Raw genomic sequence first — 22,035 nt, 5'->3', positions numbered from 1 at the left:
ATTAATTATTGCTTTTTCGATTGATTCAAATTATTTCAACCTGTAATAACGGATAATCTCATCTCCAATAATTTCACCATTCATATAAAAACCCATTGATTCGTATAAATTTGCTGCAGCAGTATTATTGGGGCGATGTCCTAGTTTCAATTTGTCCGTATCATAGTTATTTTTGAAATAATTGATCAATTTAGAAAGGGCTTGCTTGGCATATCCTTTTCCTTGAAATTTCTCCTCAATCATGAACGTCGTTAGCCAATACTCGCCATCATCCGGATCTAAATTGTAGATGAGAAAGCCTACCATTACATCGTCAGCATATATGGCCTTCAAGCGAAAATGAGTTGCAAACTTGGACTCTGCTATCCAATACACGACAGGAAATGGATATAATTTTAGCTGCTCCTCGCTGACACGAAGCTGTGTCGCGGCATACCAATTCTGCTCTGTAATTTCTTCTAAACGCACGTTAACTTTGTCCAATCGTCACGCCTCACTCTCTTAAATTGGAAAAAAGATATTGTCCCAAGTATTTATCGATAGCTTCGTTACACCGTCAATCATCAGAAGTGACGATTTATGACCTTGAATCAGAGTCGGAAAAGCTGTTTAAGCTCTTCTGTCGATAGGCCAGCCAACTCAAAGTCTGAGGACGTGAATTCCGGGTTTTCTTTGGCAGTGCAATACTCAACGATTGACTTGATGTGTTCTTCGAATGCTTTCAGAAACTGTCCCATATGCTCTGCACTTAATCGGAATGGATTGTAAGTAATTTGAATGGTTAGCTTATCGGTTACGACTAAGCAGTTAACTTCGATTAAACAGCTAAGCTGATTCGATAGGCTGAATTCTACACCTGTCTCCGCCATCATAATTTGAAAGTATTCATTGTCTACCGCTTTGGAGAACTCCCCCAAATAATTGAATCGAATGTTATCGCGCTCGCTTTCTTGTATTGCGCCACAAATGTATTTATATATGCCGTAATTTTTCCCATTGTGAGGTACACCCCTGACAAGTTCCTTCATCTCCTTGATCTGTTCACCCAGCTCATCGCTGTTAAGATCGGCATGTAAAGGATACAAGCTGGTGAACCATCCGACGGTCTCTGTTAAGTCCAACCTCGAACCTTCCTCCCTGCCGTGGCCCTCTAGCTCAACTGTAATTGCATTCAGATGCGTCATTTGTCTGATCGTGCGAATTAATGCTAGCACCAGCAACTCTCTTGTCTGTGTATTAAATGCTGTGTTCACGCTGGATAAAAGGCCGCTTGTGACTACCTCCGGTAATTCAGAATAAATGGTACTGGACTCGTTTATCAGGCCTTCCTCCTGAATCGCATGAGGATACCGGAATGGATGAACGTTTACATCCCGCCAATAATCCAGCTCGTTTTGCGACATGGATTGGCTTTGCAAATACAAATCTTCAGCCCATGCCTTGTACGAATACGTTTTAAACGGTAATTCCAAATCTTTTCCTTCCCGTAGCTGCTTCAACAACATATGCAGATGGGACAAAATAATTCGCCATGACACCCCGTCCATGACTAGATGGTGAGCAGTTAGCAGGAAACGGTTATCTTGCGTGCCGAGAACAAACAGGCCAGCCTGAACTAACAAATCCCGGGTGAGCCTTGTTCTACTTTTCATTTTCGTAGCAATTTCAATAATACATTCTCCTTGCTGGATCTTATGCATATGGGATAAATCAAAACAGTCGATACTGTGCTGATGAAATAAGTGGTCTTTATTAAAAAACAGTTCATTGTTACCATCTAAATTGAGTCTTAGTGCATCGTGATGTCGGATGATAACGTTCCAGCACATCGTTAGCTCTTGAAGTGTGATTTCCGGCGAGATCGAAATCATAATCGACTGGTGATACTGTTCCGGATTATTCAATTGTAACGACATAAACCACTTAATCGCAGGCGTTTTCGGCAATATCCCGCTCACTTCATCTCGAGATCCAATAACTTTATTCACTTTTTCAACAGATAAGCTCATGTCTTCGATAACTGGACTTTTCAAAATATCTGCAGCAGTTAACGTTAGTCCCAAAGCTTTCATCTTTGTTGATATTTGAATCGCGCTGATGGAATCCCCACCTAGATGGAAGAAATGGTCGTTCATGCCGACACCGGCAATGTTCAAAGTTTCTTCTATCACTTGCAAGAGTGTATTTTCGATCTCATTGCGTCCACCGACATGATTTTCACGTGCAATTTGCATCTCGGGTTTAGGCAATTGCTTAATATCCACCTTGCCATTAAGTGTTAATGGAATCTGTTGAAGCTGCATGTAATAATCCGGAATCAAGTACACAGGAAGTTTTAGTGCTAGGTATTGTTTCAGTTCGAAATCCGAAAAAGATATGTCCGCAACTAGATATGCACATAGATGTGAATTTCCGTTCGGGCCCTCAATCTCAATTACAACTGACTCGCGGATAGCAGGATGATTCAAGAGATTATATTCAATTTCATTCAAGTCGATTCGATTCCCTCTAATCTTCACTACCTGATCTGCTCTGCCTTCATATACAATAATTCCATTTAGTGTGGCATGAGCCAAATCGCCCGTTTTGTAAAGTCGCTCATTGAAGTCATGGTGATAAACAAAAGCCCTCGTTGTTAAATCATCACGGTTCAGATATTCCTTTGCCAGTCCCCAACCTGCAATATACATTTCCCCTGTAACGCCGTAGGGGACTGGCACCAAATCAGGATCCAGTATATAAATCCGAGTATGATCGATTGCCACACCGATCGGAACTGAAACATCGTCATCCCGGTTTGGATCGAATTTATGAATCATGCAGCCTACGGAAGCTTCAGTAGGACCATATTCGTTATAAATTTCAATATCATGTCCGAAAGCATTCATGATGTTACGAGCAACACTTACTTTCAAGTCCTCCCCGCCCACGATAAATCGTTTCACGCTTGCCGCCGTATATGTTTGATGTGCGATCATAGAGAGATGTGAGGGAGTAAGCTTAATGATGGTGGATTTATTTTCTCTCAATATCGTAAATAGCGGATGTCCCTCTATTGCTGGAGGATATACGATAATTTGCCCTCCGCTCACAAGAGGCGTAAAGATAGAGGTAACCGTCAGATCAAAGGCTAGCGAAGAGAATAACGGAAATACATCCATTTCGCTCTTTACATAAACACTTTTCGCCCATTGTATATAGTTCGTCAAACCTTTATGATAAATGACTACACCTTTCGGCTTCCCAGTCGAGCCTGAAGTGTAGATCACATATGCCATTCCATTAAGCGGATCTACTGTGGTAGCTGGATTGCTTATTGCTTCTTCAGACCACTTATTTGTATCACGCAAGTCGATGATGGTATTGACGTTTAATGGGTCGTTTATATAACGTTCTTCATTCACAAGCACAACCGAAATACCTGAGTCCTCAATAATTAAGTTAATTCTTTCCCAAGGCGAGTTTGTATCGATCGGCACATACGCTGCACCTGTTTTTAATACACCAAGAATACCGATTATCGTTTCGATTGAGTGCACGGTCACCATGCCGACAAAATCACCGGGTGCGATATTTTGTTTCAGCAAATATCCGGCCAAACGGTTGGCTTCTTCATTCAATTCTTTGTACGTTAAACATCGATTCTTTAAGGAGATTGCAATACGATCAGGCGTGGCTGCGACTTGTTCCTCGAATAGTTTTATCACACTAGTTTCAGGTGGGTTTATTTCTTGTGCATGCCGACTGTCTTCAACCAGCTTATGCATCTCCGATTTTGACAATAGTGTTAGCTTACCGACTGATTCATACGGATTTTCCACGATTTGATCGATAAGATTGTTTAGTTGATCGTGTAATGCTTCAATATCGGATTCGCAATAGGTCTCTAGTTTATAATCGTATTCAATTGTGGCGGTATTCTCCTCTCCCCATTCCCGGATGATGATCTGCAAGGAATAGGATTGTCGCCCATTATAAAACTCCACATTCTCGACTTCCAATTCGCCGAATTCTCGCTTAAGCTTTGTATTATAACAATTGACACATGTATCAAACAGCCGATTGTCCCCATGTTCACGTGTGAAGTTAATGTCCTGCAGCAATAAATCAAACGGATATTTTTGATGCTTATAGCAACTAGCCGTTTCAGCGTAAACAAGTTTGATAAACTCAACGGCGGGTCGAGTGCTGTCTACGCTAACCCGGATCGGTATCGTATTCGTAAACATGCCGAAAATGCGCTTTTCATTTCGGCCGACCCTGTTCAATACAGGAGATCCAATAATCAAATCTTTTTCAAACGTCGTTTTATTTAAATAAATCATAAATAGTGCGATGTAAAATGAATTAATGGAACAATTGAATTCTGAAACGTTTTTTTTTATTTTCGAGAATCTGGATTCATTCAAAAAAAATACCTTCCGCCTGCCCTCAGGAAAATCCATTGATCTAAGGGGTAATTTGGACGGTAGACTGTTAAATTTATCGTTCCAAAACTTTTTATCTCGTAGAAATCTTTCAGATTGTAAATAGATCTGTTCCCCTTTAATGTAATCCGTATAACGGTTATCCATTATATCACCTGTAGGAATTCCATTAACAAGCTTCAAATATAATTCCGCTATTTGGCTTGTTAGAATTTCCATTGACCAACCGTCTGCAATAATATGATGCATTTTAATAAAGTAACCAACTGCACCGCCTTCGATTGTGAATACTGCAAAATAAAAAAGCCTGTCCACCAGAATAGAGAACGATTTATCCGATTCATTAATCATAAATTTCTCTATGCTTTGCTTGTCACCTTCCACCTGCTCAAAATGAAAGCTTGGCACAGCTTCTTGCTGATATTCCGCAACATACTGCTTAACTTGTCCATTGTGCATTTCAAGACGCAATCTTAATCCTTCATTTATACCAATCGCCAATTGAATGGCTCGTTCCAACATAGTTAAGTTTACAGTTCCTCTTAGGATTACCGCTCCGCCAATATTATAAATCGATGTGGAAGGAGAGAGTTGTTCCTCATACCATATTCTTTTTTGAGCATGTGTTAAGTCAAAGTAAACGGTAGAACTCATCATTCATACCTCCTTCAAAGAAAATCCAGTTTTTCCCTGAACTTCATACATAACTTCGCCTTTTCATACATGAAGCAATACATTTCAGAACCTAACTTCTGAGCCCTCATTCGTCATTTAACGTCACGAACTAACAATTAATACCAAAAGTTTAATTATCACCGATCAAACATATTCACTATCAAAAATTGGATTTATTCGCTTAAATACTGAAAGGATTCCAATGTCAATTGTTCAAAACTCATCTCAATAATATTTTCAGGAAATTGATTCGTGGTGGCACAAACCGAAAGCTTGTATGAACTTTCAATATGATATTGCTTAAATTGCAGATTATTTTCATAGGTATTTCTATTCTCGAATTGAATATTTTCACCATTAACAGAAAAGGAAATCAGATTCAGGGAAATCGATAGACCAACACCTACATTCTTGATGTAACTTTCCTTGAGCGTCCACAAACTATAAAAGTAATCCAACCTTTTTTCTTCCGGCATATTGACCAGGTGTATCCACTCGAGATAAGAAAAAACCCGTTTAGCAATAGCCAGATCGATCAGTTTTACTTCCTCAATGTCGATCCCTATCGGAGTTTGATCGAAGGCGCATACCACCCAATGCCCAGCATGAGACAGATTGAAATCAAGAGCATAATCTGTTAGATAAGGTTTACCATAGACATTGTATTCAAAATGTATGTCGCGATTTTTTAGCTGTATTTTTTTAGATATAACCACCCTAATGAGCAGTTCAACTGCAAGTGATCTGTAACGATCCTCTTTCTTTACAAACCGGTTTATTTTCTCCCTCTTTTGCTTCGGAACTAGTGACAATAGATCGGACAATGCACATTCATTTGGGAGCGTCTTTAACTTCGATGCAAATATTTCCAATAATGTATCCCTCTAAGTATAATTCATCAAGCAGTATGTCGATAGTATGATTTGCTTGCCAGCCCCCCATAGAGCCATCGCTCCTGAGATATTTATTGTAGCAGTTCTCATTTTTGTATTCGACTAAATTCAAGGGAAGTAAGCCTTCCATCAGCAAATAAACGATTTGTCCTCTCCCAGCTAGCTGCTACTTATATATTCAAACCCTCAATAAATTCCCCAATAGCTTCAAGTGTTTGAAATTGACTGAAATCCAGCAACTCATCCGGTAATTCTATTCCTAAATTTTGCTCGATGGCCACTACAAGATGTATATATTCTACAGAATTAACCCCCAGATCTTGTAAATTTACCCTCCACATATCTTTATGCATCATTCTCTCGGAATCTAGATTCTTTGCAATATTTATTAACTTTTCCTTCATTGTATCCATTTTCGTTCTCCTTTTAATCGTAATATTTAAATCGAAACTGACATGAGACCTATAAAGTTGATTCTATATACGTTGAACCAATGATGCTTAAATGCTTATACAGAGCCGATCAAAGATTCCGACATTTTTACGAATCTCAGCAGTCGTATGGTAAAACACATTGTTAATGACATCTGCCTTCAGCCACTTCCACAGTTCTTCAACAAGGTTAAGTTCAGGGCTATAGGGTGGGAGAAAAACAAGTTCAAGCCGTCCTTCATTTTCTTGCAAGAAACTTCGGAGTAACTTGGCATGATGGATTCGCGCATTGTCTAATACCATGACGATTTTGCCCGTTGGATAGGAAGCCAAAACTTGTTTCAAGAACTCAAGAAAGGCTATCGCATTGTACTGCTCGTCCTCTTTCCAGAGGATTTTACCCTCAGCATAATCTAACGTGGCCAGCAGTTTTACGCCACAGTGCTTGCCTGTCGTCTTAATGATTCGCTGTTTCCCTTTTGCGAACCAGGTTCTCTGAAGCGCTTGATAATCACAAATCATGCTTTCGTCTTCAAACAAAAGATGATCAATTTCGCCATTCTCGTAATTTTTTAACCTTGGTAGGGTGGTTTCGACAAACAAGCATTGTTTTTCTTCGTCAGTTGCTGCAAGCGTATAGGTGGGCTTGGTATAGCTGATTTCCATCCGTTTCATGAGTTTGGAGACACCCCGAATCGAGTAGATTTTGCCATACTCCCGAAGGATATATTCACCGATAATTTGAAGTGTCCAGTTGAACTTGGCGGTAAATCCAACGTCATGCGGAACAAAGTTCAAAATGTCTTTTTTCAGCTTTTCTTGCTGCTCCTTGCTTAGTTGCTCTGGCGGTCCAGGTGAAAACTTCATTTCCGTCCATTTTTACGATATAGTCGTAAGTAGGTGCTGACGGTGCTTTTCTTTCTGTCGATACTCACGGCAATATCCTCATGGGTTTTGCCCGAGCAGGTGCAGTTTTACGGTCTGATATCGTTCGAACATGCGTCTGCTCTTCTCGTGCTTTAGCCGCTGCTCTACATCCTGTACTTGCTCCTCAATCGATTTCATAAAGATCACCCGTCCGAATAAGTTATACTGTTTTATTCAACGAATGCGTTTGGGAATTCCTTCCAAATGAATTTAATTCAACTTATGTAGAAGCAACTTTACATTAACGGTGATAGACCGCATAACAGAGGTCTAGGCTATGTATATAATGGTTATCCGAACAGCAACCTGTTATGAATATAGCGAACGACCTCGTCTACGGTCGCAAGTGCCTCCATCGATAAATCGTCTTCGGAAATATTAATCCCGAATTTGGACTCCAAATTTAAAATGAGTCGAATAAAGCTAATCGAATTGATACCGTTATTCGATAATATGTTATCAATGGAAGTTGACTTAGGAAGCTCGAGCAACTCTTTTATCATCACTTCGACTCGTTCCTTTAAATTGAGACATAAATAATCCCCTCTTGTTTCTGATTTATCCGCCGCCAAATTAAAGGTATCAAAGCCAATATCAATCAGCTTCTCCTTTCCCATAAAATTAACTACAAGTTTCGCTCGCTTCTTGTGCCTGTTGATCTTTTTGATACGACTTTCCATACCGAGTAATGGACCAGAAACAATGGTCACAGCTTCTTTATTAATCCAGAATGTTGAGTATTCCATAGTATCGTTTTGAGGATTAATAAGCTCCAAAATATTTGCCATTTCTTCATCTGGGATATATTTAAAATATGCTTCTTCATCTTGATAATTTTCTTTAAGCACAGTGTCTTTTTTGTTAGAATAATTCAAGAGCGATAAAATATTCGGAATCATCATTATTTTATAATAGTTATTGAAATCCATTTTTATCTGTACAAAAACATAGCTAGGAAACATCATTTTGACGACACGCAAGATTTGTCCATTTCTCTTCTCCGATACTATTCTTTTGGGAATACAGCATTTGCATTGGACATTTCCTAATTGGATTTGAAGTTTGCGTCTCACCTCCTCTTCCTTTCCGGTTCTTACAAAAATAGCGTACCATTTCATACTTATTCCACCTTGTATCTGGATATTCAGAAATAAGCAAATAAAAAACACTTCCCATATCACAAACGTCATGACAGATCGCTGATGATATGAAAAGTGGTAGTTAACTATCGTTTTGCTGAAATCCTCTTCTGCTAAAGGCACAGCTTCGCCCCTTCATGCAAAGAATCAAAATTGCACTATAAGAAAATTATTATACTAAACGGATCATTTAACGTGCCTAAACAACGATTAGACGACCTTCGTTAATTTTTAAAATAGCATAACAATGCTTATTATGTGATTTTAGGTTATATTGTCCATATATAAAGTTAGCTGGAAATCAAAATGTATTTGTATTATACACTACTATTTTGCGTTAAGGTGTCGAAAATTGTCACCAAGAAAATGTTTTTTTTAGTTTTTTTGTAAAATTATTCAGATATTCTTCTGGAATTATGACATTATATTGAAGTGCTGGTCTTGGAGCGTATCCGAATTCGTTTAAGATGGATAGATGAGATGGCAGGTAAGCCCTTGGAAGCACCCGATGTCGAGCACTATGAAGTCCTTAATAAGTATAACGAATCGTTGAGTCCGTAGCGAACTACAAGGCAGCTGAACATATTTTTTGAGAAACTCCTGCGATTTGTCGGCTTGTTGGGAGTCGAAAAGTTTCGCTTTTCGTAATTTCTCCATCGCCATATACCCATTTAATGGGATTTTAACAAAGGGGATAGGGAAATTATCAAATAGCTCCCTATTAGCACAGAGGCTGCCACGATCAGCCTTGTGAAGTCGCTTTATTCAACTATCCGTGTCCGTTAGCCCCCAATGTTGCCAGATTGGTGGATTTTGGTATAGTAGAGGTAAAAACATTTACGAAGGTGAGGTTTGAGTTCGTTTTTTTAAGACCTGTCTGACGGTCTCGTGAGAAATGCTGTCGATAACATTCAGTTCCACCGCTCGGTCGGCTAGAAGCGTAAGCGTCCATCGGCTTCTGCCACTTGGAGGCTCGCTACAACTGAGGGCGATGATTTTCGCCTCAATTTCGCCAGTAACCTTCGGAGGGATCGGCGGTGTCGCTCGTTTCTTCCTTCCGATGGCGCCTTCCAAGCCTTGTTTGGCATATGCTTTACGAACCGTTATACACGGTATTGTCGTGCACTTGCATGCGCTCGGCTATCTCCAATTCTTTTAAGGAACCGCCTAGCCTGTTTTCATCGGCTGCCAACAGGATCTGAGCTCGTCTGATGGATCGAGCGGATGCTTTGCCCTTGGAGATGAAAGTACGTAAGCTTGCTTGTTCTTCCACAGTTAAACGGACGGGATTTTTGATCGGATGCATATTGGGATTCCTCTTTTTGGCGTAACTATAATATATCCATCCAACTTATACTATTTGATTTGAAAGACTACTAGATGGATTCAATTATCTGAGAAATTGCATCTTTCTCTCGAGTTTGAATTTCAGTTAACTCGACAATAACTTTTGGTAAATGTACTGGGTCACTATTTATCATATACTTTAGAAATAGATTGCGATGTATTAAGGTTCTATTGCAAAAATCCTTATAGTTTTTTTTGAGCTCATCTAACTTACCTTTAGAAGTAAAAATATCATTTCGATCAAAATAGTTAATCCTTTCAAACATGCATTTTTTATGTTCTGACAAAAAGTGAAATGGTTTGATTAACAGCTTCGATTCACTACCATTCAGTAGTTTAGAGAGGTAGTCTCTTAGTACTTCGTATACGTTTAAACCAAAGTATTCTTCGTAGTACTGAGGATCACCTATTTTTAATGCAGAGTTTCTCGAATACAAATAGTCCATAATTTGGTCTTTTATGTAGGGTATGTAAAGTTTATAGCTTTTTTCTGTATTCAGACAAATCATTTGAACACCATGTAACCAGTCTTTACTCAGATCTGTATTATCATATGCACATTGCATCTCGTTAAAGGTGCATGTACTCTCTACATACCTACCAGAAGCGAAGGCTCCAGCTATATAAAACTCTCTATTCTTTAAATTATAACCATGCACCATAACATCATGGGTAAATGTACTGAATTGCTTCGAGAATGACGAATTACTGAGCTTAGCCTCATCGATAAAAAAATACACATATGTATTCTTGTTAATTGCATCAATAAGAAAAGACGTAACATCTCCACTCCATTTTTCGTTAATAATCCATCTATCGGTTGAATTATTAATTATTAATGGGCATTTATGAATATAGGTCCAGCAATCATAAAAAGATAAGGTATAATTATTGGGTGAAGCATTTAATTGTATAAAGTTTGAAAAATACCAAGCTTCATAATCTTCATGGGCTGAAATAATTGATAAAAGGTTTGCAAATATAGGAAAAGTATAAATAGGTGGTGTACTTGTATGCAATTTTACTTCACTCATTTACTAAAACTCCTTCCTACAGATGCTTTACTTTTTTATGGAGAGCATTCCTTATAAATACTCTCTCAAAAGGGTCGCATAGAATAAAACTCCCTTTACAGCAGCTACATGCTCGCCATTACAACATCTCCTCTAATTAGTTTCTCTATTATTCTATTCCCGTTAAATTCTACCTGAATTTCGAAAGCGCATACGATCGATGCATAATGCTGAAGCAATGGCGATGAAAAAATGGGGGGTTCCCATGCTGGATGAAGACGAGAGCTTGTAGGGAATGGTCTTTCCCCCTCCGCATTAAAGAGGCAGCCCTTATTTCCATGTAAAATTCTGCTTAATCCTAATTCTAACTGTGCCACTCGCGCCTCGATTCATTTCCAGGTATACGGCCGGCGAAGTCCTTCATCAACTTTAGTATAGATGCATCGTTTCGCAGCGGTCGCGTTTGAAGCGTTCGAACGATTGTAGGCGAGCAGTTTGATCAGCACATCCAGCTCATTGGCCTTGAAATCGCCTGTCGTGATACGGTCAATGGAGAAGCCGTTCTTGGCTTCTTTGATGTAATTCTCCATGCAGCAACGTTGATTATAGAAGCGCCGCAGGTCGATCGACTCCCATTCTGTATTGGTCACCATCGCTTCGTACTACCTGTCGGTTCGAACACAATGCAGCCTTGACCGTCGTCGAATACTTGTGTTTTGCGGATGATCGCCACCCGGAGCGCCTTGTTCCAGGAGATTGCCTTGTTAATCAAGGTAATGCCTTCGATGATCCAGTCCTCGTCACCAAAGCGGGTCCAATACTGGCAAGCCTGTACCACCTTGGCCAGTCATTGGGTCCATTTCAGCTTGCCAACGTAGTCGATGTCTTTCTACTCCCACAAGCTGTAGAAATCTTCACCGCCAAAGCCCTTATAGATCCGGGCGTACTTCATCTTGCATTCTCCAATCAGGCCAAACGTTTGTTTCCAGAAGTCGGCTGCGTCGGTGGAAGAATGTGTATTGTTGGGGCGAAGCACCGCATTTAAGTTCATCCGAGTCAGACCTTCAAAAGCGAGCAGCGATGATAGCTTTTGCGTCCGGGCTTGTGTGGATTTATGCCCTCGGCGGCCCCGGACTGATCGCCGTACACCGTCTCTACCGTGAAATCCAGATCGAGAATCAAGTCGGACGGCAAGCAAGGTCGGATCGTCTCTTGATTCAGCAACCGCAGCTCGTTAACCAGCTCGGGGCAGAATCGTCCGAGCCTGGTTAATTCCTTGTACAGCAGACTGTGATGCGGGCAACGGCCTCCAAGGAAGAGCAGGATAAGGTGAATGAAAGAGAACGTTGTGTGTTTTGCCTCCGGAGAGGCTGCACATGGCGTCGTTAGCTTGATTTTTTCAAGAATGACAAGAAAGATTTTGACGCCTCCGAAGCTGGTTGCGTTTTGCAGTGAAAATTCAGACTTGATTTTGCTGATAGCTGTGATAGACTTCACCAAAAAAGTGCTCCTCTTTTTGGGTGATGTTGTTCCGACAAAAACCATTCTATCAAAGATTCGGGGCCCTTTTTATATTTTTAGTGAATAGTACTTTCGAAATTCAAGTTCAAAATCGTTTGAAACTTCTATATGCCTAATCATAACTTCCTTCACGAACTCATAATAAAAATGAATACACAGGAAATATTACCTTATATTTACTTTGATAGCAAGTTTGGTTTCTATTCTAAACCTACCAACTAATCATCTCTTGTCATAACTTATGCACTTCGTTGAAATAACTGGAAGCCTATCGAATACGGCGACACCGAAACAGGCCACCAAGTCATGAGAATAGACTTGGGCCAATAAGTGAAAATGTCTTTGTAACCCCATAAAGAACCTTCCTTACGGATAAATAGATGATGCTGAGCTATTGTTTGGCTTAGACCGTATGCATAATAACTCAACTTTCGCAGCATGAAATCGGCAAACAAGCCTTAATATAACTGGGCAAGGCAGCAATCCATTGCTGAAGTTGACGCCCAATCAAAGTGGATAGCTTTTTCCCTGCTTTCTTGGCTACTTCGTTGATCAAATCAAGCATCTGTTGCAAAGCAACCACCCAATCCAGTGTGCCGATTTCATCGCACAACAAATAAAACAACCCGCCAAAAGAGCGTGCGTCCGTGCTTTGCCGATGCTGCCACGCCAGTAGCATGTATCGGGAAAACACAATCGTCGTATGGCTGATCAGCAAATCGTAGGAACGGCCTTGAAACTCCTTTTGCAAGCGAAGCAGTGATTTGGTGCACTTGAAAAAGACCTCAATGTCCCAGCGGAATGCGTAAATCCGGATGATGTCTTCTACGGGGAGGGTAAGATCGGTCGCCAAAATCGCCAGCCACTCGTTTTTCTTCGAGCGATGACGAACAAACACGACTCGAACCGGAATACCCGAAGGAAGCTCGGTTTGGATCGAGCGGAGAATGCCGCGTTTCTGGCTCACGACGGGAGAGGCTGCCGCGTACAGTTCTTTGAGCGACAGCTTCCGGCCTTGAATAAGGAAACGTTTGTTGTCATTCTTCACCATGCCGATCACATCCATGCCGCGAGCCACGATTTCGCCGATGAGCGGCGCATGGGTAAACCAACTGTCCATTAAGACGTAAGAGGCATGGGTCCCTGTCTTCAGCGCCCGATCCAGCATGGACACGACGACCTGCGGAGCCGGCAGCAGCGCCTCTTGATGGCGTTTGTAGCCGTGCGACCGTTTGTCGATGTTCGCGTTCATGCCGTTGATAGCCGATTTGCTGGAACTCAGCAGCGCAAAATCAAGCGGCAAGAAGGTATGGCCGTCCGACCAACCCAGCGTGAGCTTGCGGAACCCCTTGTAAAACGTGCCGGTGGCATGATCTTTGAACCTGGCCAGCAACTCGACCGCTTTGCTGCGATTACGTTCAAACATGGAATCATCGATGATGAAGATTCGCCGAGGTCAAGGCATCCACCTTCTGCACGGCAGCCGCCCCGAGCAGAGTCAGGAAGCGACGCCAGGCAAAGCCGGTATGATTGAGAAAGCGATAAACGGCATCTTTGCCAGGAAACGAGTCGGCTTTGCTGCTCTCCAGCAAACGAAACCAGTTCTTCTGATGAAACAACAACACGAAAACGAGTTGAAACAATCGGGCTGGGCTGAAGCCAAACCGTTTGCGAAATCCGGCTTGCTGCAGAAACTTTATGACGTTCAGTTCTTGAAAAGCAAGCTTTAATTCGTTTGGCAGTTGATGGAGACCAGGCTGATCGTTTATCATGATGGAAGACACCTCTTCTTTCTGGTAGTGATTGCTCGACACTCTCACTTTACCAAACGAAGTGGTGTTTTTCTATTTTGCAAGCCAGGTATCGAATTGCTTATCATGCCTGCTGCTGCAAGGATTCAAGCCGATTTTTCATCTGCGAAAGTTGAGTCATTAATACAAAATTTCTCATAATTTCTTTTCGAATATTTTATGAGCTTAGAGTTTTTATTTATCACTCATAAATTTCGTCATCACATTACACTATAAATAATTGCTTCCCCTGAAATAAAATAAACAAGATGAATAAATTCATCCCGTTAAAGAAGTTCACTTCTTAAGTTTTTGAGCAATAATCTTGAAATAAGTATGATTGAAGAACAACTCCTGATCTTTATAAAATGGATTTAGTCCAGTTTCACTCTTATCTAATAACTCATCTTTTAAGTTATTTACTATAATTGACCTAGTTTCAAGATCTGTTCCACTCAACTCTAGCCAATCATTTACCTTTACTTCTACTTTCAAAGTGTCATATTCAAGTATTTCAATGCCAACACTCTCATAAAGGTTAATAAGTTCGGCTCTAGTTAAAGCTCTATTATGAGATGGATCTCTCAACGTTTCATATTTGTTATATCTCTTATCTAACTCAACATCATTAGGAGAAATTATATCAATTATTGCAATATTATTATTGCTATCTGCTCGACAAACTCGATTCATCTCAAAAAATACCTTCGCTGGTTCTAAAAAGTGATGAAAAGCAAAATCTACTGACTACAATATCAAATGAACTCCCTTCAAACGGAAGACTTTCGACAACTCCTTCTACAAATTCTATATTTGAAATCTCCCTCTGATCACTTTCAATCTTCCCCTGACGAATCATATCGGGAGAAATAAGTCCATCCTTTGTTATTACGGGCTTATCCATTACTTCCTGCAGTTAAACGACTATCTAATTCTTTTAAAATCGAAATGTATTACAAATCTACTATTTGGAAATAATAGTGATAGAGTTCGTCCATCGAAATTGGAATCTCCTGATAGCGTTATATTCAGACCTACTTAGTTTCATTGATTTAAAATGGAGCACACATTTTCAATGTCAACTGATGACAGGATTTACTCTAAAATAAAAATTGAAAGGGAGGGCAATCCACTGTCGCTATGAAAAATGAAATTATTTCCTTACTAAGCTACCCTGATAGAAGTCGATTGTATCAACTTCAGCCCATAAATGTTGGTACGCCCTATTGTGAATCCTTAACTAGTTATATTCAACGATTAGCGCAGGCTCATTCTCTTTCCGTCATTTCATTAGTTAAAGAACATATAGCACCAACAATTATGATTGAATATATTCATAAAGATGCACTTAGAGGTTGTTCTAGATTTTTTGATAGATCTAATGGACTAAATGGAAGTGGAGCGTTTAGTCGCCAATGTGTACAAGCATTGGCGATGCTTACTCATCTAACTGATATTTCACTCCTTACCCTCCAGAGATATGAAGATGTTCTAGTTTCCAAAAAAATGTGCAGATCACACAAAGCCTGGTGTCCAGAATGTTACTCTCTTTTGCAGGAGCAAAAGCAACCGATTTATGAGCCACTACTTTGGAGTATTAATGAAGTTAATATCTGTTCTATTCATAATCGTCCGTTAGAGCATCTGTGTCCAAATATATTCTGCAACAAACTGATCCCTACTCTCTCCTCTATTCTCGTTGTTGGGTTATGTCCACATTGCGGACAATGGTTGGGACAGATCAATAAAGATCAATCAAGATTGAAACCGGCCGAAAAAGATTTTTGGATTTCTCAATCTTTAGGAAAGTTAGTTGAGCATTATGATCGGAAAGAACAATTCAAAAAGGAAAACATCAGTTTCGCTATTAATCAATTATGCACACAACTGACTAATGGAAATATTGAAGCTCTCGGTAAAACATTAAACATTCCTAAAAGTACCATTTACCAATACCATACCGGAAAATTCACTCCATTTCTAAATACTCTTCTCGATCTTAGTTACCATGCTCAGATTCCACTTTTAGATCTTATACTAGCCAAGCCCATAAATATCATTACACAAAAAAACACTCCTAGACCAACCTCCGGTAGTAAAAGCGCTCGAATTATTTGGGCAGAAGTCGAAGAACAACTATTAAAAATTTCATGTGAGATACCGCCTCCCTCTTCAAATACAACTTCAAAAAGATTAATGATTTCAATTAAATCATTAAAGAAAAAATACCCTCAATTAATGTCAACCATTAGAGACAATTACAAAACCTACGTAAGTCAACGAGCGGAATTTCGTATTACGACCATACAACAAGATGTTATTAGTGCTACTCAAGCATTGCATTGTGAAGGCAAAACTCCCACTGCTAGAGCTGTTGAAAAAAAATTAGGACAACGTGCTGTGCTCAGGAGAAAAGTATTTTATGACACCTGGAAAGATGTTCGAAGAAGTTTTGTTGCTTAAACGTAAAGATCCTTCCCAGTACTTACGTATATTCCCTTCGACTCGTGGCAATATTATTCAGTAAAATCGAAATATGTAAAGGAGCCCAAACCATGCTGACAAAAGAACAATTAAACGCTTGGTACGTGAAAAATCAAATTAATGAAAAAGGTAGAGCGAAAATTGAAGAAATTCGAGATTCAGAACCAGTACGTCGTGTTAACAGCAACATTAAAAACGTGGCAGGACGATACCCTAGTCGAAAAATGAGTTTCTCAATTCAATTCGAGAGTCATACTGTAGAGCTTCCTTTTATATACGAGGTTGAACATAGTGATTCAGTATTGGAATACTATGACCAACCCAATTTGGTGAAATTTGACTATATGAGTCAGGTTAACGGGAGAGATAAACGCAAAGTATTCAATTCAACTCCCGATTTATTTGTATTGTATGATGACCACGGCTGTTGGGTAGAGTGTAAACCTGAAGAGAAGCTTCTAGAACTGTCACTCGAGGATCCTTATAGGTACTACAAAGATGAAGATGGATGTTGGAGATGTCCCCCAGGTGAACAATATGCCGAATCATTAAATTTGCAATTCAAAGTTTTTAGTTCGGAACAAATTGACTGGGTGTTGCTTCGTAACATAAAGTTTCTCGAAGCTTACTTCATTAATAATTATGAAGTAACCGAAGATCAAATTGAAAAAGTACAGTCAATCATTAAAGAGCAGCAGGGAATCGAATTAGATGTTCTTTTGGAACATGCAGACGAATTTAAAATAAGTTCCGATGTAGTAAATTCATTAATCGCGTCTAATTCGATCTACGTCGACTTAAAAAAATACGTATTAGCTGAACCACAGTACACTCATGTTTTTAGTGATTATGATACCGCTTGTGCTTTCGTACATTTAGAAAATGCAGAAACAGATATTTCTGCGAATATGTCTCATGGTTGTGTTTTGGAAGTCGGTAAGAGTCTAGTATGGGACGGCAAGGAGTGGGAAATTCTCAATGTTGGTTCTTCTAACGTTTCTCTTCGATCTCAACAAAACACAGTCGACCTAACTTATTCCCAAATCGAATCGTATGTACAGCAAGGAAAGATTATTGGCAGCAAACATGCAGATACTTTACACGCTAAAGTTCAAGAAGAAATGCTAAAAGCGAGTCGAGATGATTTAATGGTCGCGAACAAACGTTTGAGAATCATTACGCCTTATTTGCATGGAGAATCACCAGAGTCAGAAGATACTCCTCTGCGCACTATTCGAAGTTGGATCGAACAATATCGCCATGCTCAGCAAGCTTATGGTAATGGTTATCTTGGATTGTTACCTCGGGATCGCGATAAAGGAAATCGTAATAGTCGCTTGCCCGAAAAAACAAAAGAGCTTATAAAGGAATGGGTAAAAGAAAAGTACGAAACCTTTAAACAGAGGAAAAAAGCAGAGGTATACGGCGACTTTTTAATTGAATGCGATTTGAAAGGTATTGAAGGGTGTAGCTACAAATCTTTTGTTAAAGCGGTTAATAGTCGTCCAATCCATGAACAGGAGAAAAACAGAAAGGGCGAAAAAGCAGCTTATCGTTTCGAATCGTTTTATCTGGAGTATTCTCTAACAAACATTCGTCACGGCGATCGGCCTTTTGAAATTGGACATATCGATCATACCGAATTGGATATTGAATTGATCGATTCCGTGACAAAAAAAGTGCTTGCAAAGCCATATGGTACGATTTTAACTGATGGTTGCACACGAAGAATTCTCGCCGTCTACGTTACTTTCGATCCTCCCTCCTATCGTTCCTGTATGATGGTTTTACGTGAGTGTGTTAAACGTTTTTCCCGCTTACCGGAAACTATCGTTGTCGATGGTGGAAAGGAATTCTCAAGTGTTTACTTTGAAACGGTACTCTCCGCATTTGGATCAGCAAAAAAGGAGCGTCCTGCAAGTAAGCCTAAATTTGGTTCAACGATAGAACGAATTTTCGGCACTACAAACACTCGTTTTATTAATAACCTCACAGGCAATACACAGATTACAAAAAATGTTCGCCAAATCACCAAAAAAAATAACCCCAAGAAGCTTGCAGTGTGGAACATTGCAAATTTCACAGAACGTCTGAAACAATTTGCATACGAGGTTTACGATTGCATGAGTCATCCTGCTCTGAGAAATCAGTCACCTCGAGAAGCCTTTCTGTTGGGATTAAAGCGTACTGGTGATCGTACAGGAATGATGATTCCTTATGATGAAACATTTCGTATTTTAACCATGCCTACATCCGAGAAAGGAACCGCTAAGGTTGAGCCTGGTAGAGGCTTTAAGAACAACTACATCTACTATTGGTCCGATGCATTTAAACATCCGGATGTTGAAGGAGAACAGGTTCCAATTCGATACGATCCATATAATATTGGAATCGCTTATGCATATGTTAACAAACATTGGGTGAAGTGTATGTCTGACTATTTTGCTGTTTTTAATGGGAAGACAGAAAAGCAAATTAAAATTGCATCAAACGAATTAAAGAAGCAGTATCAACAGCATGGAAAACAATTTCGAATGGATATCAAAATTCTAGCCAATTTTCTACGGAATTGTGAATCTGATGAATTGCTTTTGCAACAAATGAAAGATAATGAAGTTCACAGTACGGTTACTGCATTACCTGGAGGAAAACCAGCGAAAACTAGTCAGCAAAGTAGTAAATTAGACAAGACCGCACCAAATTTCGAAGATGAAGAAATCTTCGATGTACAAGAACGCTACGGGGAGTTTTGATCTATGGCTGAAGCAACTCATGAAGGGGTAAATAAGGACATCCTTTCGAAATCCACAAAGGAGCGCAGCGATTATTTCGAGAAGAAAACAATATCCCATCCAAAATTGGAACAAGCATTTATAGATGCTAAAAAGAAAATTCTTATCGACAAGCATCCCCTTGTCCTTTTATATGGTCCAAGTGGAGTAGGTAAATCTACTTTATTAAAAAAATTACACGATGAGATTATTTCCTCTGTAATAGAAGAACTTCAATCTGATAAAGGAAGAATTCCCGTTGCTTATTTTGAAGCTAAAGCTGCAGAAACACTCAAATTCAACTGGGGAGATTTCTACCGTTCAGGGTTACTTGCACTACAAGAAGTCAGTATTGATAAGAAAATAGTTCCTATCCACCATTTTAAGCACGATTTAGTAACAAAATCCTCATCTAGAGAAACCTATTCAGCGCTCCGCTGGGCATATGAATCAGCACTCGTACATCGAAAGCCACTTGCGTGCATAGTTGACGAGGCCCAGCATATGTCAAAGATACAGCGTGGCAGTAAACTTCAAGATCAGATGGATGTGATAAAATCACTTGCTAATATTACTAAAGTCCCACATATTCTAGCAGGTCCATATGAGCTTGTGCATTTTAGAGATCAAAGCGCACAACTCAGTAATCGAAGTACAGACGTTCATCTACCTCGATATCAAGCTGAAAATAAGGAAGATATTAAAGCTTTCAAAACAGCAATCCTGACGTTTCAGGATTGCCTCCCTGTCAACGAAGTCGATCTGATTTCCCATTGGAAATTCCTGTATGAAAGGAGCATTGGTTGTGTAGGAGTTCTGAAAAAATGGCTCGAACGTGCTCTTCGCGAAAGTCTCAATGAGGAAAAAAATGAAGGAAAATCGCTTGGATTGAAACACTTAGAGAAAACAGCACTTACTGTAAAGCAATGCAGTAAAATGATAACTGAAGCACGTGAAGGTGAACTTACCTTGATTGAGAGTGAGGAAGAGCGCGAAACTCTAATTGTGAGCTTAGGATTAAGGTTACACAAGGAAGAAACAAGTATTGAGGAGAAGCCCAAAGGTAAGAATAAACAAAAACCTGGTAAGAGAAACGCACATCGTGACCCTGTTGGTCACCAGGGTTAGCCAAGGACTTCCTCCAGGACCTCAAGCATTAAACCATTGCTGAATACATTCACAGTTATTTGGGAAACATAAAATGATTTCCAAAAATAACGATGAGATGTGCAGCAATGGTTTTTTTATCCATTCCCAAAAGAAGTATTTTATATCCTATACCTCTAGGGCGCGTCTGAAAACTCATCATAATGGATCTACTTCAACAAAATCATGGCAGAAGCTAAAAAGGCGAAGCTCAAAAAATTTCGAGAAAGCTTATCATAGCGTGTCGCGATCCCGCGGAATTGTTTGAGTTTGTTGAAGAAACATTCCACAACATGCCGTTCTTTATAGTGAAAAAAGTCGCATTCCCAAGAATTTGCCGTATTCGATTTTGGAGGAATGCAGAACGTTGCATTTTGGGATTCGATATACGTTCGAATGTCATTTGTTCCGTAGGCTTTATCAGCTAAAACAACGCTTCCGGACAGCGTCACGCCGGAGAGGACTTCAATTGCCACTGTGCGGTCATGGATATTCCCAGGTGTTAAAAACAGGCGAATCGGATTACCAACGCCATCCACTACGGCGTGGATCTTGGTGTTTCGACCGTCTCGGGAAAGTCCAATCTCTTGGTTGTTTTCGGCGTTTTCAGCCCCTTTTTAGCCCCTGATGCATGCTGATGAGCTTTACAGGAGGTGCTGTCAATGGATACATCCTGCAAGTCCGCATCGCCAACCAAGGACTCAAAAATCTTTTGAAAAAGATCATCTTTGCTCCATAAACGAAAACGAGAATACACCGTTTTCCAAGGACTAAAACGTTCAGGCAAATCTCGCCAAGGAGCGCCTGTTTTTACTTTCCAAAGCATTCCATTCAGCATGACTCGATTGGGCTTTGAGGGTCTGCCTTCTCCTGTATTTTCGGGTGACAATAGACCTTGAATCCGTTCCCAGTCCTGGTCCTTAATTTCGTGGCGTCTTAGCATCCTTTTACAGGCTCCCTCGTGTGGTTTCGTCCCTGTAAAATTATGCTACGGTTTCTTCTTTGAAGCAATAGATAGTTTTCAGACACACCCTAATAAAAGATACTTACGGCTTTATTGAAAGCTTACAAAACTATTAATTATGAATAGTTATTCAAACCAACCAGACAATAATAGATCACATAAATAGTCGCCGCTGTACATATTGCCTAAATGTATGTTCCTTAAACTTAAAGAAATAATACACAGCAATGATAACACACTTCCAGTAAACAAATACTATCTCTATGTCTCAACTTTCACCCGGGAGATGAACACTTTTAAAAGGTGGCCATCTTTCGGGTTTTTAAGTATATGCATTGCTCCCCTGTCCAAAGAAAATAAAGTAGACTGCCGCCTCATCATTTAGCTAACCATGAAAAAATTGCCCAAAGGTATGCGAAGAATAGATTCTCTTTTCTAAAGATAATTCCAATTCGCCCATTTTCATCATCAAATTCGGCTAAAAATCAGAATTTTGGGGTAAAATAA

General features: G+C 39.8%; 13 protein-coding genes and 4 pseudogenes. 3 read left to right on the top strand and 14 right to left on the bottom strand.

Features of this window, described 5'->3' with window-relative positions; genetic code table 11:
• Positions 1-30: 30 nt before the first annotated feature.
• The 13 genes and pseudogenes from AC6RNO_RS21645 to AC6RNO_RS21585 all read right to left on the bottom strand — a co-directional run bounded on the left by AC6RNO_RS21645 (position 31) and on the right by AC6RNO_RS21585 (position 15,067).
• Positions 31-483: a GNAT family N-acetyltransferase gene (locus tag AC6RNO_RS21645; RefSeq protein ID WP_497106708.1), complete on the bottom strand. Its 453-nt coding sequence runs from the start codon at positions 481-483 to the stop codon at positions 31-33.
• Positions 484-590: 107 nt separating this feature from the next.
• Positions 591-5,084: an amino acid adenylation domain-containing protein gene (locus AC6RNO_RS21640; protein ID WP_497106707.1), complete on the bottom strand. Its 4,494-nt coding sequence runs from the start codon at positions 5,082-5,084 to the stop codon at positions 591-593.
• Between the two features lie 191 nt (positions 5,085-5,275).
• On the bottom strand, positions 5,276-5,974 hold the full coding sequence (locus tag AC6RNO_RS21635; RefSeq protein ID WP_497106706.1) for a 4'-phosphopantetheinyl transferase superfamily protein: 699 nt from the start codon (positions 5,972-5,974) through the stop codon (positions 5,276-5,278).
• 191 nt (positions 5,975-6,165) lie between these two features.
• A complete protein-coding gene (locus tag AC6RNO_RS21630) occupies positions 6,166-6,408 on the bottom strand; it encodes a phosphopantetheine-binding protein (RefSeq protein WP_497106705.1) in 243 nt (80 codons plus the stop codon).
• An 87-nt stretch (positions 6,409-6,495) separates the two neighbouring features.
• A pseudogene (locus tag AC6RNO_RS21625) lies at positions 6,496-7,491 on the bottom strand (IS630 family transposase).
• 152 nt (positions 7,492-7,643) lie between these two features.
• Positions 7,644-8,471 (bottom strand): antiterminator LoaP, encoded by an 828-nt coding sequence (gene loaP, locus AC6RNO_RS21620; RefSeq protein ID WP_497106704.1) that lies wholly within the window; start codon positions 8,469-8,471, stop codon positions 7,644-7,646.
• An 882-nt stretch (positions 8,472-9,353) separates the two neighbouring features.
• Positions 9,354-9,554, bottom strand: a pseudogene (locus tag AC6RNO_RS21615) (helix-turn-helix domain-containing protein); the annotation flags it as partial.
• A 31-nt stretch (positions 9,555-9,585) separates the two neighbouring features.
• A complete protein-coding gene (locus tag AC6RNO_RS21610; RefSeq protein WP_497106703.1) occupies positions 9,586-9,798 on the bottom strand; it encodes a hypothetical protein in 213 nt (70 codons plus the stop codon).
• A gap of 70 nt (positions 9,799-9,868) precedes the next feature.
• Positions 9,869-10,873, bottom strand: coding sequence for a hypothetical protein (locus AC6RNO_RS21605; RefSeq protein ID WP_497106702.1), 1,005 nt, complete (start codon positions 10,871-10,873; stop codon positions 9,869-9,871).
• 417 nt (positions 10,874-11,290) lie between these two features.
• Positions 11,291-12,175 (bottom strand): annotated as a pseudogene (locus tag AC6RNO_RS21600) (transposase); the annotation flags it as partial.
• 622 nt (positions 12,176-12,797) lie between these two features.
• Positions 12,798-14,145 (bottom strand): annotated as a pseudogene (locus AC6RNO_RS21595) (IS4 family transposase).
• 315 nt (positions 14,146-14,460) lie between these two features.
• Positions 14,461-14,856, bottom strand: a complete 396-nt coding sequence (locus tag AC6RNO_RS21590) for a hypothetical protein (RefSeq protein WP_497106701.1) — start codon at positions 14,854-14,856, stop codon at positions 14,461-14,463.
• Between the two features lies 1 nt (position 14,857).
• Entirely contained in the window at positions 14,858-15,067 is a 210-nt protein-coding gene (locus AC6RNO_RS21585; protein WP_497106700.1) for a methyltransferase domain-containing protein, read from the bottom strand.
• A gap of 236 nt (positions 15,068-15,303) precedes the next feature.
• On the opposite strand from AC6RNO_RS21585, the gene AC6RNO_RS21580 reads away from it, so the two are divergent.
• The 3 genes from AC6RNO_RS21580 (at position 15,304) to AC6RNO_RS21570 (ending at position 20,546) form a co-directional block, all read left to right on the top strand.
• The gene (locus AC6RNO_RS21580; RefSeq protein WP_497106699.1) at positions 15,304-16,626 is read left to right on the top strand and encodes a TniQ family protein; all 1,323 of its coding nucleotides are present in this window, start codon (positions 15,304-15,306) and stop codon (positions 16,624-16,626) included.
• Between the two features lie 92 nt (positions 16,627-16,718).
• Positions 16,719-19,400 (top strand): TnsB C-terminal domain-containing protein, encoded by a 2,682-nt coding sequence (locus AC6RNO_RS21575; RefSeq protein WP_497106698.1) that lies wholly within the window; start codon positions 16,719-16,721, stop codon positions 19,398-19,400.
• 3 nt (positions 19,401-19,403) lie between these two features.
• A complete protein-coding gene (locus tag AC6RNO_RS21570; protein ID WP_497106697.1) occupies positions 19,404-20,546 on the top strand; it encodes an AAA family ATPase in 1,143 nt (380 codons plus the stop codon).
• Between the two features lie 188 nt (positions 20,547-20,734).
• On the opposite strand, the gene AC6RNO_RS21565 is transcribed toward AC6RNO_RS21570, so the two are convergent.
• A protein-coding gene (locus tag AC6RNO_RS21565) for an IS5 family transposase (protein ID WP_497106696.1) occupies positions 20,735-21,507 on the bottom strand; the annotation gives its coding sequence in 2 pieces (ribosomal slippage) (positions 20,735-21,177 and positions 21,177-21,507; 774 coding nt in all).
• Positions 21,508-22,035 lie beyond the last annotated feature (528 nt).

Source organism: Paenibacillus sp. sgz302190 (assembly GCF_059820445.1).
Note: the sequence above shows the minus strand (reverse complement) of the source record. Positions and strands in the feature narration are given on the sequence as shown.